Origin of the sequence: Mycoplasmopsis ciconiae (assembly GCF_036350065.1) — a bacterium.
Taxonomy (GTDB): Bacteria; Bacillota_I; Bacilli_A; order Mycoplasmatales; family Metamycoplasmataceae; genus Mycoplasmopsis; species Mycoplasmopsis ciconiae.
Window position 1 is genome coordinate 25,787 of record NZ_JAZDWZ010000003.1, and the last position, 15,948, is coordinate 41,734.

Sequence of the window (15,948 nt, forward strand, 5' to 3'; positions counted from 1 at the left end):
AAATTTAAAGAGGATTGTATTATGAGTGGTTTGTGGAATATTTCACACATTGCGAATATTGCTTATTTATAGGTGTTTTAGTATTTTTTTAGAACTTTTTGAATAAGTAATTGCGAAAAAAATTGAAAAATTTTCGCGCACGCTTAAACAAATTTAGCTTTTATAAAAATAAATAAAAAAACCCACCTGTGCGGGTGGGATAATATTGCCTATACTCGTAGCAAATTTTTTTATATATTTATAGCATAATGCTTTTTAATTGTTATCATCTCACAGATAAGAGGTCAATCTTAACTGTTCTGTTAAATTATACTATAAAAAAATAATTTCGTAAAAAGTTTTTTATTTTTTTGTTTTTATTTCGTTTTTAGGTTTATTTTTATTGAAAATTACATCGAAAATGTCATCGTAATATTTGACTGGCACATATGTTAGTGATTGTTTTATTTCATCAGGGATATCTTTTAAGTTTTTAACATTATCATCTGGAATGAAAACAACTTTAACACCTTTTTGAGTTGCAGCAAATGATTTTTCTTTTAAACCACCAATTTCTAATACTTTACCTCTAAGTGTAATTTCACCGGTCATTGCGTATTTAGAAGGTACTGGTTTTTTGGTTAAACTACTTATAATTGCAGTGGTAAAAGTAACACCAGCACTAGGTCCATCTTTAGGAACAGCTCCTTCAGGAACGTGAATGTGAATTGTGTTATTTTCAAAATCAAAATCGTTAATTCCGAATTTTTCAGCGTTAGCTCTAACATATGTTAATGCTATTTGCGCTGATTCTTGCATAACGTCTTTAAGTTGTCCGGTTAACTTAATTTCACCTTTACCTGGATATGTTGTAACCTCTATTTGTAAAGTTGAACCTCCATAAGAAGTGTATGCTAATCCATTAACAACACCAGGAAGAATGTGTGTATCCTCTGTTTCTTCTTTATATTTTATTACACCTAAAAGTGATTCTAAATTATCAAGTGTTATTTCAAATTCTTTTAGCGAAGGATCATTTAAGTGTTTTACAACAATTTTACGCGCTAACTTATCTAAAATTCTTTTTAGCCCTCTAACTCCAGCCTCTAATGTGTAATGACGAATTACATATTTAAGTGTTTCATCATCTATTTTCATCATTTTTTCCTTAAGTGAAACTTGTTCTAACACTTTAGGAATAAGGTGACTTCTGGCAATTTTTACTTTTTCAGAAATTGTATAAGGGTTCAATTCAATAACTTCAACCCTATCAATTAACGGTCCTGGAATATCTTCATATGAATTAGCTGTAGCGATGAAAACTACTTTAGACAAGTCATATTCGTGTTCAAGGTAGTGATCTTGGAATTTAGCGTTTTGTTCTGGGTCTAAAACCTCTAACATAGCGCTAGCTGGATCACCTTTCATATCACTAGCCATTTTATCGATTTCATCTAATAAAATAAGTGGGTTAGAAATCTCGCACTTAAGCATACCTTTAATAATTTTTCCAGGCATACTTCCTACGTAAGTTCTTCTGTGACCTCTAATTTCAGCCTCATCATGAACTCCACCTAAACTAATTTTTAAGAATTTTTTATTTAAAGCTTCGGCTATGGCTTTACTTAAAGATGTTTTTCCTGTCCCCGGAGGACCAACAAGTGTTAAAATAGGCACATTGTTAAATGTTTCTTTTTGGTTTTTAACTTTTTTATCTTCTTTAAATAAATTCAAATCAATTTGATAATCGTCATCAATATTAATTAATTTTGCTTCGTTTTTAGCTTTATTTTTCTTTTTATTATTAACCATTACGGCAATATATTCGATAATACGTTCTTTAACTTCATCTAAACCATAGTGGTATTTATCTAAAGTTTCTTTAACTTTGTTGAAATCTAAAAAGTCTTTTTCAACTTTTCTTCATGGTAATTGTTTTAATGTTTCAATGTATGTTTTTGAAACATTAGCCTCAGGACTAGCAGGCATAATTGATGCTAATTTTTTAGTTTCAGCTTCGATTATTTTTACAACTGATTTAGGGTAGATGAATTTAAGTTTAGGGTCTTCGATCTCTTTTTCGTAACCACCCTTATCTTTGCCATCAATTTTATCCAAACGTTGTTGAATGGTTTTCATTTTTTCACGTAAAAGATATTCTTTTTGGTGATCGTACATGTTTTTATTCATTTCAACAACAATGTCATTTTCAATTTGTAGTGCTGTAGTTAAATTGCTTAAAAACTCTGTTCAGACTCTGTATTTACTCTTAAGTGAATTACACTCTAAATATGACATTTTGTCAAGGCCATATAAATTGTCGCGAATAAAAGAAATTAAAATATCTACTAATATTACACTGCCATCTAATTCATTAAATTCTTCTGAACTTGAATCTTCGAATTGAAGTTGAATAATTTCTTCAAAAGTATAAGGCTCATCAGTACTTGGGTTGATTACAGTTATGTGATCATCAATTTTCTCTTGATTTTTAAATGCATCCCTTAAGATATTGACCATTGATGATATATCTTTTTTAGGTATGCTTTTTAGATTATCTTCTTCAATAAAGTCAAATCTAACTATTGTTTCAAGATTAATACCTTTTTTAGTAAAAGTTTTATATTGATCACTTTCAACTTCTGTTAATAAATCAAGTGATTTAGTTTCGATGTATTGAAGAAGTGAAGCTGTGCAATTTACCTTTTTTAAACCTTTAAAAATTAAATAATCAACATTATCAATTTTCTGTATTTTTAAAGGTTTAGCATAAATTCCGGTGTTAAAAATTTTGTTCTCATTTGAATAAACAACAATAAAACGATCAAATTTTTTGGTTTTAAATTCTTTAATAAAATCATCATTTTGGATCGGAACTCTATATACGGCTTCTGGATAACTTATTTGTGATTGGTCACAAACTAAAATTTTTGCTAACATCTATCCTCCTAATTTCTAATAAATTTTAGCAGATTAATAATTTATTTGCTAAAAAAATAAATTATTTTACAACAAAGTTTATTAATTTATTTTTTACGTAAATAACTTTAACTATTTGCTTGTCTTCAAGTCAATTTCAAACGCTTTCTTTTGCTAAGTTTTGGATATTTTCTTGAGATTCATTAATGTTTACTTCGATTTGATTTCTAAGTTTACCATTAACTGTAACTCCATATGTTATAGTATCTTTAATTAGTGCTTTTTGGTCTATTTTAAAGTCATATAAGTTTTTAAGATCAAAAAACTCTTTAGATAATTCTCAACTTAAATGAGGAGCAAAAGGTTCTAAAATATTAAGAGCTACATATAAATATTCTTTTAACAAGACTGAGTTTGTAATATTATCATACGCATTTAAAGTTTCCATGCATCAAGAAATAAGTGTATTAAAAGCAAATTCATTTTTAGGATTTTCAAATATTTCTTCTAGTTTGACTAATCCTTGATAAAGTTTTCTTCTAGCATTTTTTTCTTGATCACTTAATGTCATTGAATCAATAACACTTATATCGTCTTCTTTATTCACTTTTAGTGATAAATCATAAACTCTTTTTAAGAATTTAAAGCAGCCTGCTACAGCTGTGTCACTTCATTCTAATTCTTTTTGTGGTGGAGCTGCAAATAAAATAAATAATCTTGTAGTATCAGCACCAAAATCCTTAATCATTTGTTCAGGGTCAACAGTGTTACCTTTAGATTTTGACATTTTTGAACCATCTTTAAGTACCATACCTTGAGTTAAAAGATTTAAGAAAGGTTCTCTAAAAGGTACTAAATTCAAATCACTTAAAGCTTTAGTGAAAAAACGAGCATATAACAAGTGTAAAATTGCGTGCTCAATTCCTCCAACATACTGATCCACTTGGTTTCAGTATTGTAGATGTTCTTGGCTAAAAATCATTTGTTCACGTAATTGTGGTGGTGTTGTGTATCTTAAGAAATATCAACTTGATTCCATAAATGTATCAAGTGTATCGGTTTCTCTTTTTGCTGGATTGCCACATTTTGGACACTTTACATTAATTCATTCTTGGTTTGTAGTTAAAGGATTTCCAAAACCACTAAATTCAACTTGTGTTGGCAGTGTAATTGGAAGATGTTCAATTTTTTCAGTTACTACACCACAATTTGAACAATTAACTAAAGGAATTGGTGTTCCTCAATATCTTTGTCTTGAAATCCCTCAATCTCTTAAATTGTATTTAACGCTTTTGGCTAAATTAATTTCTTTTTGAATTGTTTGCTCTTCAAAGGCTAAATTATTAAATTCCATAAACTTTTGATTTGCTTCATTTAAGTGCGAAATAATCATATATTGTTGTTCAGGGTTAACCGAAGAAAAATCAGTAATTATAATTTCAATATTTTTATTATTTATTGGATCATAGGCAAATAAACCGCTTTTAATGCAGATTTTTTCGTTGAAAATTTTTGAGTTAGTATTGGCAATAATTTTTTGAGCTAAATTTTCTTTTTGTTCATCTCATAAGTTAGTTAATTTTAAAAGTTTAACTAAATCACTATTAACATTAGCTCCGATATAGTCAGCGTTATTAATAAAATCTGAATTTTCTTCAAAAACATCTAAAACAAAGTCACTTACATTTAAATGTTTTAATGAATTTGACTCTAGTTTGAATTCAAGTTCATAACCTTCTTTACGACCGATTCAGTTTTTTTGCATCGCTAAAACTTGAGCAGGTCAATGATTTTCTAGTGTTTTTAAATCATCTAATAATTCTTGTGCATATTCAGTGATTTTTAAATAATATTGTTCCATTTCTTTTTTAACAACAACTGAATCACATCTTCAACATTGATTATTAATAACTTGTTCGTTTGCTAAAACTGTATTGTCAACTTCACAAAAATTTAATAGTGTTGTTTTTTTGTAAATTAAACCTTTGTTTCATAATTGAATAAATAAAAATTGTTCTCATTTAGAATAAATAGGATCGGCTGTTATGCACTCATAGTCTCAAGCGAAACTAATTCCTAATTTTTTAAATTGAGCATTCATTTTTTCGATGTTTTTATATGTTCAATTTCTTGGGTGAATTTTGTTTTTAATAGCTGCGTTTTCAGCTGGAAGACCAAAAGCATCTCATCCAAAAGGATGTAATACATTGTAACCTTTACGTCTAAAATAACGGGCCATAGCCTCGCTTAAAGAATAATTTCTAACGTGACCCATATGAATATTTCCGCTAGGATAAGGGAACATACTTAAAATATATTTTTTTGGTTTAGTTAAATCTTGTGAAGGTTCAAAATAAGAAGTTTCGTCTCATATATTTTGTCATTTTGCTTCAATTTGTTCAAAATTATATTCTTTGTTCATGTAATTTCCTTTTTTCTTTTAATAAGAATAGTAAGATTTATTTTTAATTCTGCTTAAAATGTTTGTGTTTTCTTCGAAAATCAAAACTAACACAACAAATGTAGAATTAATCAGTAAATTCATCGCGTTAAACGATGTATAAAGTGCATAACTACCTAAATAATAATCAGGGATATAAAAGAAAAATACTTTAAATGTTGAATCGTATTTTTCAAGAAGTTCACCTAAAGAGACGTGATTTAAAATTCTAAATAATTTAAAATAAATCAAATTAAAAATAAATGTGTTTAATGTGGCCATAATTAAAGCTGCAAAAGTAATTGTAAAAATCACAACCACACTCATTCTCACAACTCTAAAAAAACGCGTTTGATAAGGTGTAGAATTTATTTTTTCTTTTCTATAGAAAAACAAATGTTTAATCCCCAAAAACACACCAATAAAAAGCATTTGCGTCAAAATTAAAATAAAAACACCTAAATAACTTGTAGCTATATCACTTGTGTGTGAAAATAGTGGTGAAATTAAAAATCGCGAAATTTGTAATAAACACACATATACAAAACCAACATAGTGTCAAGTTACAAAAACAAACACAATCGATAAGTCAAAACTTAAAAAATCAGCAAAAGGAAATTTCAAAAATGAGCTACCATAGCTAACTAAAAGCGTTAAAGCTAATAAAATAGAAGTTAAAACAATTTTGTGGATGTCAAAAAACTTCCTTAATTTCTTATTTTTTTGTTTTTTTTGCGTGTTTTTCATCATATCCCATTCTAATAAAAATCGTAAAAAATTAAATTTAATTTAATTTTACTTTATTTTTTATTTTTTTGCTTAATTACTGTTAACAAAATCAAAAAATGTAAGCGAATGTTTCGCTTACATTTTAGGTAGTATTATTTTAGTCCATAAGCTAAAAAGAAAATTAAAATAACGATACCAAAGAAAAATAAAGTTGAAATAGCATCACTTAAAGTAGATAAAATTGGTGCAGACATAACTGCTGGGTCTTTTTTAAGTTTAACAGCTATAATCGGTATTATTGTTCCTAAGAATTTAGCTAATATAATTACAAATCATAAGCTTAAACTACTTGCTAAAATCATAAAAGCTGTATCAACTAATTTAGTTTTGTGTTCAGCTTCAACTGTAATTTGGTTGGCGATTAAAAAGTAAATTATTAGTCTAATTATATTCGCGATAAACAAAATTGCACCAATAATAAGACTAACTTTAAACTCTTTTCATACTGCTGTTTTAACTTTTTCTTTAGGGATTTCACCTAAAGCAACAGCACGGGTGATTGTGGTTGAACTTTGGCTACCGGCGTTTCCTGCTGACCCACTTATAACTGGAATAAGCGATACAATAACAGCAGTAGAAACACTAGCTCCTAAACTTTCAATAAAATGCTCACTAATATTAGTGAAAGCTTGAATAATAGCTTGACTTAAAGTGGCGCTAACCATTAGAATAATTAATCAAAAAACACGAGATGAAACAATTTTTTTAGTTGATGTTTTTAAATATGACTCTTCAGCTGCATCTGGATTAATTCCGGCTAATTTATACATATCTTCGGTTGCTTCTTCTTGAATAACATCAATAACATCATCAGAAGTTATCATCCCAATTATTCTTTCATCTTTATCAACTACAGGTAAGCTGGATAAATCGTGTGTTGAGAAAATTTGTGCCGCGTGCTCTTTGTCATCGTAATTTTGAACACTTGTAACAGGGCTCATAATATCTTCAATTAAATCGCTCTCGCTAGCAAAAACAATTTCTTCCAAAGTAACGCTACCCAAAAGTTGTCTATGTTCATTTGTAACGTAGAAATAGTGAGTGAATTCTTTGTTTGTATTCTTGTAGTCTCTTTTTAATTTATTTAAAGCTTTTTTTGTTGTTAAATTAGATTCTAAAGTAGATATGTCAACGGACATAATGCTACCTACTTGATCTTCTGAATAACTTAGGATTTGATTTACTAAATTACGCTTTTCTACAGACGTTTTAGCCAAAATAGAAACTTGTAAGTTAACAGGAAGTTCTTCGATTAAATCAGCTAATTCATCACTTTGGAGTTCTTGAAGAATGTGAATACCATCTTCATCGCTAAATTTTTGAACTAAAGCTGTTTTTTGATCATCTTCCAAATAAGAAAACAATTCAGCAGCGTCATCTTTTTTGAGTGTTCTTAAAAAATAAAGCTGATCAATTATATCTAAATGCCCTAAAGCTATAGCAATGTCAGCCACAGGAAACTCATCCATAAAATCTCTTATTTTACGAATACTTTTAGAGGCGATTAATTCTCTCATTTGTTCTATAATTAAGTCATTTTGCTCTTCGTATTGAATTTCAAAATTATTTTCCATATCTACTCCTTTCTAGATTAAAAAACGATTTTTTCAATCGTTTTTTAATCTTGTAAATATTTGATTAATTGAACTTGGAACTCATCAACATGAATTTCAACGATATTCCCTCTTTTAGCAATAGAAACAGCTCCAGTTTCCTCAGAAACTACAACAGTAGTAGCGTCACAAATTTCACTAATACCCATTGCTGCTCTATGTCTAGAACCGTAACGGTTATCCATACTTTTACGTGTTATTTTGTAAAAAGTAGAAGCATAGTAAATTTTATTATTTCTAATTACAACAGCACCATCGTGCAACGGACTTTCTTTATTAAAAATACTAATAAGTAAACTTGAAGAAATATTGGCATTTAAAATAACACCATCAGTTCTAAGATTATCGATATTTTCGGTATTTTCAATTGTTATAATTGCACCGATTTTGTGTTTTGATAAATAAACAACAGTTTCTCTTAATTGGTTAATTAACCTAGCTTGTGAAGATTTACCAAGTTTGTTATATTTTGATTTTACAATTTGTGTTTTAATAAAACTAATAACATAAGGAAAGGAAACTAAAATAACAATAACTATTGTTAAAAATAAAGTTATATAAATTGCTATTTGCATATTACTTAACTCCTAAACCACCTAAATATAAAGCTAAAAATATTAAACCAATTAATACAAATAATGTAGTAAACATTAATATTAATTTTACTTTTCAATCTCTTTTACTTCAGTTGTAGGCACTAAAAACTTTAAATAAATCTTTAGGTGCGTGAACGCTAACCTTAGAAGTTTTTTTAAGTTGCTCAATATTTTCTTCGTGTTGCTTTTGTAAAAATTTAATTCTTTGCGCAATTAAATCTTTGTTATTTTGATCCATTTTGTCTCCTTTGATTGTAATTACAATAAATATAATTATATTCTATAATTATAAACCTAAAAAGCTGATAATTTTGCATATTATTTTCGCAGTATATTAATAAGCTTTAATAAATTAATTTGACTAATAACATTGTAAAAAAGCATTATTAGTCAAATATATGTATTTCATTTTAAATATTTATACAAATTAAAAAAGTACTTCATTTTTTAGAAGTACTGTTATTGATTTATAAATCAATAAAAATATAAAAGTAAAAATCTTTATTTTATAAATAAACATTTAAATTTTATTTATTTCAATAAGACTGTGAGGAACATCTTTAGTTTTGGTTTGAATAACTTTAAAAGTCGCAACTCTATCTAAAGTATATCTAGTGTTTTTAGTTAATCTTTGTCGTTGAGTTTTTAAAAGTAATCACTTACCAATTGTCATTTCTCACTCTTGATCACTAATGTCTTCATTATCCAATTCAAGCTGTTTAAAAACATTTTTAAGTGGTGTGGTTGAATAAACACGAGATTTTTCTAAATTAATTTCGAAAATATTTTCTTCTTCATCTGTTTCATCGTATATTTCGCCAACTAACTCTTCTAAAATATCTTCAATAGTAATGATACCAATAACATCACTAGAGTTATTATTTTCAATCACAAAAGCCATTTGCGCCCTAGCTATACGCATTTTATCCATTGCGCTGCTAAGAGTTGAATTTGCACTAACATATGGAACGGTTTTTAAATAATTTATTATTTTCCCTTTTTGTAAATTAAAAATATCTTTAAGTAAAACTATTCCTATTAGTTGTGAATTTTTCATAACAGGCAAACGTGAATAATTTGTTTCTTTAAACATATCTAAAGCTTGTTGGATGTTTGCTTTGTAATCTAAAAATTCAACATTTTTTAATCTTACATAGTGACTGCTTACTTTAGTTGAATCCAAATCCAACGCCTTTTGCACTAATAAACTTTCAGCTGATTGAAGAACTCCCTCATCCTTAGCGATATCTACCATTGTTTTTAGTTCGTCTTCGCTGTTAGTTATATAAACTTTTTTACCCAATTTTGAAATTGGGATAACAACTCAAAAGAAACATCAATAAAACACTTCGATTAAAATACAGAAAGTTTTTAAAAATATTTCTGGTTTATTTTTTGCCAATAATTTCGGAAGAATTTCTCCAAATATAACAAGAATTGGAGTTACCAAAACAGTTGAAATCAAAGGTATATAAGTAGAATTGTGATCAGTTAATCAAATACTTAAGATGGCACTTGTTATTGTTGAAGAGGCAACATTGACGATGTTATTACCAATCAAAATAGTGCTAAGTGTTGCATTGTAATTTTTATATTGTTTTTGTATTAAGTGACTAAAACGTTCTTTGTTATCTACCATTTGTTGAATTTTAGCAGCACTTATAGATGTGTAAGCTGTTTCGCTACCACTAAAGATACTACTAAAAATAAATAACAACACAACCAAAACAAAAAATGTTATTTCTAAAGCTAAAGACATAAAATCTCCTGCTTTAAAATTTTGTTATTTTTTATACATAAATAACTGGGGCTCTCGTCCATTTTTTCTCCTATTGTTAATAAATAAAAATTTCAAAATCCGATTATAAAACATTTAAAATTCAGGATCTAATCTCACATCCTGGAATTTGGAAATGTTCATAATGAATCTAAGTTTTAAAATACCAGTGGGACCATTACGGTGTTTACCAATTATTAATTCAGTAACTTCTCCGCTTTCATAAGCACTAGGGAAGTTATTGTCGTTATTAGAATTATTAGCTTCTTTTTTACGTTTATAATATCCTTCACGATATAAAAACATAACCATATCAGCATCTTGTTCAATACCACCACTATCTTTAAGATCACTCATAATAGGGCGTTTATCTTCACGTTGTTCAACACCTCTAGATAACTGAGAAAGCGCTATAACCGGTATTTCTAATTCTCTAGCTAATTGTTTAAGACTTCTAGATATTTTAGCTACTTCATTTTGTCTACTTTCTACGTTTTTCTCTCCTGTAACTAATAACTGTAGATAATCGACAATTAAAATATCTAAACCTGAAATTTGTTTAAGTCTTCTTGCTTTTCATTGTAATTCGTTAAGTTTTGAAGAAGTGGAATCATCTATAAATAAGTCCATTGTGTCAATTTTTGTAGATTTTCCTATTAAAAGTCGGTTTCATTCTTCCTTTGTTATAAATTGTGGTTTTTTAATTTTATCTGCAGGTATTTCACACTCACTAGAAAAAATCCGCGCCATCAATTGAGTGTCAGACATCTCCATGCTAAAAAAAGCTACTTTTTTTCCGCTTAGAGCTGCGTTAGCAGCAATATTTAAAGCAAATGCTGTTTTACCCATGGCGGGTCTAGCGGCAATTATTATTAATTCACCTTCTTTGAAACCGTTTGTCAATTTATCTAAATTATAAAATCCACTTGTTACTCCAGCCAATTCAGAACTATCGCTACTACGTCTTTTTTGTAAATCCATCAATAAAGCTGAAGAGACTTCGGAAGCTCTTTTTAATTCGGTTGATTCGTGCTTAATATTAAGTTCTAAAATATCTTTATCAAATTTATTAATGTAATCTTGAAAGGTTAAATCAGTTGTTGTGTTGATTAAGCTTAAAGTTTTAATAAAAACATTTTCAAGTTTTCTGATTGAACTTAAGCGAGTAAGTTCTTGCATGTATAACATTAAATTTTCTTTGCTTCCGGCGTTGGAAATAACTTTGACTAAATAATCATTTCCGCTTATGCTAGAGTCTTTTTGGTGTGTTTTTAAATATGTGAAAATTTCTTCAATACTTATGTCTTTTAGCTTATTTTTATAAACTTGTTCATACATAACTTTTATAACACTAAAAAGCATTTTGTTTTCTTGGTCATAAAAGTCATCTTCTTTTAAATAATTAAGTGTTTCAGGTAAAATGTCAGCATATTGCAACATTAAACCTAAAACATGGTATTCATAATTAATACTTGAGTGAATTGTTTGATTCTTTTGCATTATTTAACCATTTTTAATTCAATTTTTAAATGAATTTTTGCAAAAATATCTTTATAAACTCTCACATCTACCTCATGAAGCCCTTGACTAACTAAGTGTACTTTTTCAACTGCGTGTTTATCTAGTTTGAAATTTAATTTTGCTAAATCTTTTAATACATGTTTTGTTGAAATAGATCCGTGAACATTTAAATTAGAGTTAGCATCAACATTAGCTTCAAGTGTATATTTTAGTGTTACTTTTTCTAATTCATCTTTGATTTTCAAAGCGTTAGTTCTGTTTTCGTGTTCTTGAGCTTGTAAATCATCAAGTTTTTTGTTTAAAGTTCTTTTAGTTGATTCATTATATGGTAATGCTAAACCTTTATTTATTAAAAAGTTAGTACCATATCCATTTGAAACTTCAATAACTGTATTAGCTTTTCCGTCTTTACAGTCTTTAATTAATATTACTTTCATTTTTATGACTCCCCACTATTGCTTGTTTAATATTATCGATAAAAATATCTAATGGTTCGTTTGTTACAGCTGCAGCTGTCCCAAAGTGACCACCACCACCAACTGCTTCACAAATTATTTGCACATTTGTTTTTATTCCTCTGGCGCTTAATTTGTAATTATTAGTACCAGCTTGTTTTGCGACAACAAATCCAGCTACACGACCACTAATTTTTAAAATTTCATCAGCAGCAATGCTGATAGTATCATTAGAAACTTCAATATCTTTATAAGCTAAAAAGTAACCTTTTTTAACTTCGTGAATGTTTTCTAACAATTCATTAACTAAATTAGATGTTTTTTCATCAATTTTTAATATTTCTGTACTTATAGCACCTCTAGCACCTTTGCTTTCTAACCATGAAGCAGCACTAAAAGCCCTTGGTGTAATACTTTTGGTAAATTGCCCAGTATCTAAATAAATCCCGTTCATCAACATTTGGGCAGTTGTTGAATCAATTTCGTTTTTACCTTCCATAAATGTAATGATTTCTGTAATGATTTCACACGCACTTGAGGCGTTTGGATCAATGTAACGGTTACTTCTAGGACAAAAATCAACACTACTTCCGACTCTGTGATGATCAAAAATAAAGATATTTTCATTTTTGGCGTTGTTTATGGCTTCTGGATTGTCAGTTCTAGAAATCGCGCTATTGTCTACAAAAATAACAACGGTATTTAAATCAGTAATTTTATTAGCTTGGAAAGGTCTAATAAACATATCGGTTTTTCTTAAATTATATTTTTGAATAACTTTTTCTGTTGTTGTGTCAAAAGTTATGTTACATATATAAGCTTTTTTGTTGTAATTCTTAGCTATTTTTCATAATGCGTATGCACTACCTAAACTATCTAAATCACAGTAGTTATGACCATAAATAATTACTTTTGAAACATCTTTACTTTTTAGTTTTGTTTCCAATAAATTGCTTATAAGTTTAATTTGGGTACGGCTGTTATCTGACATAATAACACTTGTGCTTCCATAATAAATTGGTGCACTTGTGTTAGAGAAGATTGTAACTTGATCACCACCTCTGTTTTTAGATTGTAAAAGTGCTTTTTTGGCTTGGTCAATTTTATCATTTAAGCTGAGCCAACCTTTTGCAAAACCAATAGAAACACTTAATTGATATTGATCACCAAACGTAGTTGTATCATCAAAGTTAAGCATATTTTTAAATTCTTGTTCTTGCAATAACTCTAATGTTTTTTCGTTGCAGATTACAATAAATTTTCCGTTTGTATATTGGCGATAAATTAAGTTATATCCTTGTTCTTGAGCACATTTTTCAATTTTATTTATTACTTGCTTGTTAATGTTGAATAATTGCTCTTCGCTTAGAATTGATTGATATAGCTGATAGTTATCAATTTCTATTTCACCAATTACGATTTTTTGCTCATTGCTTTCTTTGATTATGTTCATCTCGCCTGTTATGTCTCTAATGCTAATTGTATTTTTTAGCGGTCAAACTTGAGCTTCATAATAATTTGATTTATAGTTGAATTGAAAACTTACTTTTGTAAGTAAATCATCTGCGTTTTTGATGTAATTTTCAAAAAATTCCTTAACATTTAAGCCAATTGGGTCATTGTTAAGATTGTGCTTAATAAAAGAACTGACCCAAATGATTTTTTGGTCATTATCATATGTTATTATTCCGAAGTTGTTATTTGTGATAATGTCTTCAATAAAACTATTAAAACTATTCTTAACCAATTCTCTTGTTTTTGTAAACCTTTTAATTAAAAAGTATAAAAATGTTAAAAAACAAGAAATCATAAAAATTATTGATAGTGACAATGCGGTCGGAATCGCAAATTTAAATTCACTAAAATAACGACTAATTAAAACGAAAATTATTATTGAGAGCAAGTACAAAATACTTGCTGCTAAAAAGAAAATAATCGTTTTTTTATCTGTTTTTTTTCTCACGAAACTCCTTTTATCTTTATTAATATTTATAATATTAATAATGTCTTAATTATATATTTTTTCAGTTTTTATTATTTAAAAATTATTCCAGATAATTCTATTTATAAGCTTTTGCGAGCCAAAACGTTTAAAAATAATTTATTTTTAAAATTTCAAGAGCTTAGCAATAATATTGAAAATTTATGTTAATTAAAAAAACAAAGTTCCACCTAACGGGTGAAGCTTTGTTTTTTTAACGTGGTTCCTAATGTAAAATATTATTGGTTAAAAAAAGGAAAGGAACCAATTTAATTATATGCTATCAAATGTAAAATATTACAAAAATGTTTATGTGTGTGTAGAGGTTGAAGAAAAAATTGATAACGGATATAACAGAAAAACTCAAGTTACGAAAAATCGGCATTACTCTATTAAGAATTCACAAATAAACCAAGAACATTCACGCCTAGTAAAAGAAATTAATTCTCTAAAAATGCAAAGTACTCATAATTTTGAAATCAAGGATTTGTCTTATTTATTTGAACTTCTAAAATCACAAAAAAGTTTAAGTGCTATAAAAAAACAAATAAATTGAAGTATGAAAACAATCAAGAAAAACATCGAAAAAGCTTCGAGTTTTAATGATTATTCTATAAATTTTAAATGTGCTAATTGCAACAAATATATGACCAAAGTAACAGATCTTTCTTTTGATAATTGACTTTACAATAAAAAAGAAACAATTGAAAAAACAAAAGAAGTTTTAGAAGAAAAAGTTAAGAACAAATGAAAGACTTTTGAGTATTTTTTAAGATGATATCAAAGTCAATATCGTAAATATAGATATGTTTCAAACATCAAAAATATAGAAAACTGAAAATATAATAGACGAACTTCCGCACAAAGGTTAATTGATGATTTTCAGGAATGATTGGATAATGAAAAAATAGAGTATAAATTTGAGAATATACCTACAATACAGGGCTTATACTACTATATCGACCACATTTGTAATCAACCACCATACGAAATATTTTTAGTTAAACATAAGTACGGAAAATCCGAAAAAGCATTTAAAAGCGAAAATAAACGTGTTAAAAACCAAAGCAAAAGACTCAAATATGCTCAAAATATTTCTCAAAGACCTGAGTATATTAATGATAAAAGTGAATTTGGTCATTATGAATTTGATACTGTTGTTATGAATAAAAAAGAAACTAATATTTTTGTAACTTTATATGAAAGAAAGTCAAAACTCGGCTTTGCTATGATATCAAAAAGAGACGCAAATTCTGTTTCTGAAACACTTAAAAAGTTAATAAAAAAATATAAATTAAACATTAAATCTTTAACAATGGATAACGGTTCAGAAAATGCTTTTTTATATAAAGTAGATAGTAAAATTAAATTTTATGTTTGTGACCCTTATTCATCATGACAAAAGGGTGGTATCGAAAATTATCATAAAGAAATCAGAAAATTTATACCTAAAGGTAAAGCACCAAAATGAGTGAATAATCAAAATATTTCTGTTCTTGTCGATACTATTAACAACACAAAAAGATGATATAAAACTGATGATTTAAATCAACTTATTAGATTAACTCCAACTGATTTTTTCAACAAATACAACACACTTCACTAAAAAGAATAATAAAAAACGAGTTTTTGCTCTAGCGAGCTTATTTTTTTATTGCTTTTTTATCAAAAACCTTAAAATTTAATTAATCAAAATGTCTTACAAAAGGAAACCACCTTAGGTGGAACTTTGTTTTTTTAACTTTCCTATTGAAAATTTATTAATATTTTAGTGTAAAATATTAAATATGCCGTTATAGCTCAGCAGGCAGAGCACATCCATGGTAAGGATGAGGTCGCTGGTTCAAGTCCAGTTAACGGCACCAAAAAACGCCCGAA

11 protein-coding genes and 1 tRNA gene are annotated in these 15,948 nt (G+C 27.8%); 2 read left to right on the top strand and 10 right to left on the bottom strand.

Translation table 4 applies throughout. The features are described 5' to 3' along the window. Positions 1-342: 342 nt before the first annotated feature. The 10 genes from lon to V2E24_RS01190 all read right to left on the bottom strand — a co-directional run bounded on the left by lon (position 343) and on the right by V2E24_RS01190 (position 14,052). On the bottom strand, positions 343-2,919 hold the full coding sequence (gene lon / locus V2E24_RS01145; protein WP_330500597.1) for an endopeptidase La: 2,577 nt from the start codon (positions 2,917-2,919) through the stop codon (positions 343-345). Positions 2,920-2,980: 61 nt separating this feature from the next. After that, positions 2,981-5,320 carry a class I tRNA ligase family protein gene (locus V2E24_RS01150; protein ID WP_330500598.1) on the bottom strand — a complete coding sequence of 780 codons (2,340 nt, stop codon included), beginning with the start codon at positions 5,318-5,320 and terminating at the stop codon, positions 2,981-2,983. An 18-nt stretch (positions 5,321-5,338) separates the two neighbouring features. Further along, entirely contained in the window at positions 5,339-6,088 is a 750-nt protein-coding gene (locus V2E24_RS01155; protein ID WP_330500599.1) for an MPN527 family putative ECF transporter permease subunit, read from the bottom strand. A 131-nt stretch (positions 6,089-6,219) separates the two neighbouring features. Further along, positions 6,220-7,701, bottom strand: coding sequence for a magnesium transporter (gene mgtE / locus V2E24_RS01160; protein WP_330500600.1), 1,482 nt, complete (start codon positions 7,699-7,701; stop codon positions 6,220-6,222). A 44-nt stretch (positions 7,702-7,745) separates the two neighbouring features. Beyond that, positions 7,746-8,324, bottom strand: a complete 579-nt coding sequence (locus V2E24_RS01165; protein ID WP_330500646.1) for a diadenylate cyclase — start codon at positions 8,322-8,324, stop codon at positions 7,746-7,748. Further along, on the bottom strand, positions 8,317-8,574 hold the full coding sequence (locus V2E24_RS01170) for a hypothetical protein (protein ID WP_330500601.1): 258 nt from the start codon (positions 8,572-8,574) through the stop codon (positions 8,317-8,319). Before V2E24_RS01170 ends, V2E24_RS01165 begins: the two co-directional genes overlap by 8 nt. Before the next feature lie 282 nt (positions 8,575-8,856). Continuing rightward, a complete protein-coding gene (locus V2E24_RS01175; RefSeq protein ID WP_330500602.1) occupies positions 8,857-10,095 on the bottom strand; it encodes a hemolysin family protein in 1,239 nt (412 codons plus the stop codon). 114 nt (positions 10,096-10,209) lie between these two features. After that, positions 10,210-11,613: a replicative DNA helicase gene (gene dnaB / locus V2E24_RS01180; RefSeq protein WP_330500603.1), complete on the bottom strand. Its 1,404-nt coding sequence runs from the start codon at positions 11,611-11,613 to the stop codon at positions 10,210-10,212. Next, entirely contained in the window at positions 11,613-12,071 is a 459-nt protein-coding gene (gene rplI, locus V2E24_RS01185; protein WP_330500604.1) for a 50S ribosomal protein L9, read from the bottom strand. The genes dnaB and rplI overlap by 1 nt, the downstream gene beginning before the upstream one ends. After that, a complete protein-coding gene (locus V2E24_RS01190; protein ID WP_407940489.1) occupies positions 12,052-14,052 on the bottom strand; it encodes a GGDEF domain-containing protein in 2,001 nt (666 codons plus the stop codon). Before V2E24_RS01190 ends, rplI begins: the two co-directional genes overlap by 20 nt. 295 nt (positions 14,053-14,347) lie before the next feature. Here V2E24_RS01190 and V2E24_RS01195 point away from each other — a divergent pair, with 295 nt between their 5' ends. Together V2E24_RS01195 and V2E24_RS01200 are read left to right on the top strand one after the other, a co-directional pair. After that, positions 14,348-15,676 carry an IS30 family transposase gene (locus V2E24_RS01195; RefSeq protein WP_330500606.1) on the top strand — a complete coding sequence of 443 codons (1,329 nt, stop codon included), beginning with the start codon at positions 14,348-14,350 and terminating at the stop codon, positions 15,674-15,676. Between the two features lie 183 nt (positions 15,677-15,859). Beyond that, positions 15,860-15,935: transfer RNA gene (locus V2E24_RS01200), tRNA-Thr, on the top strand. The last annotated feature ends 13 nt before the right edge of the window (positions 15,936-15,948 follow it).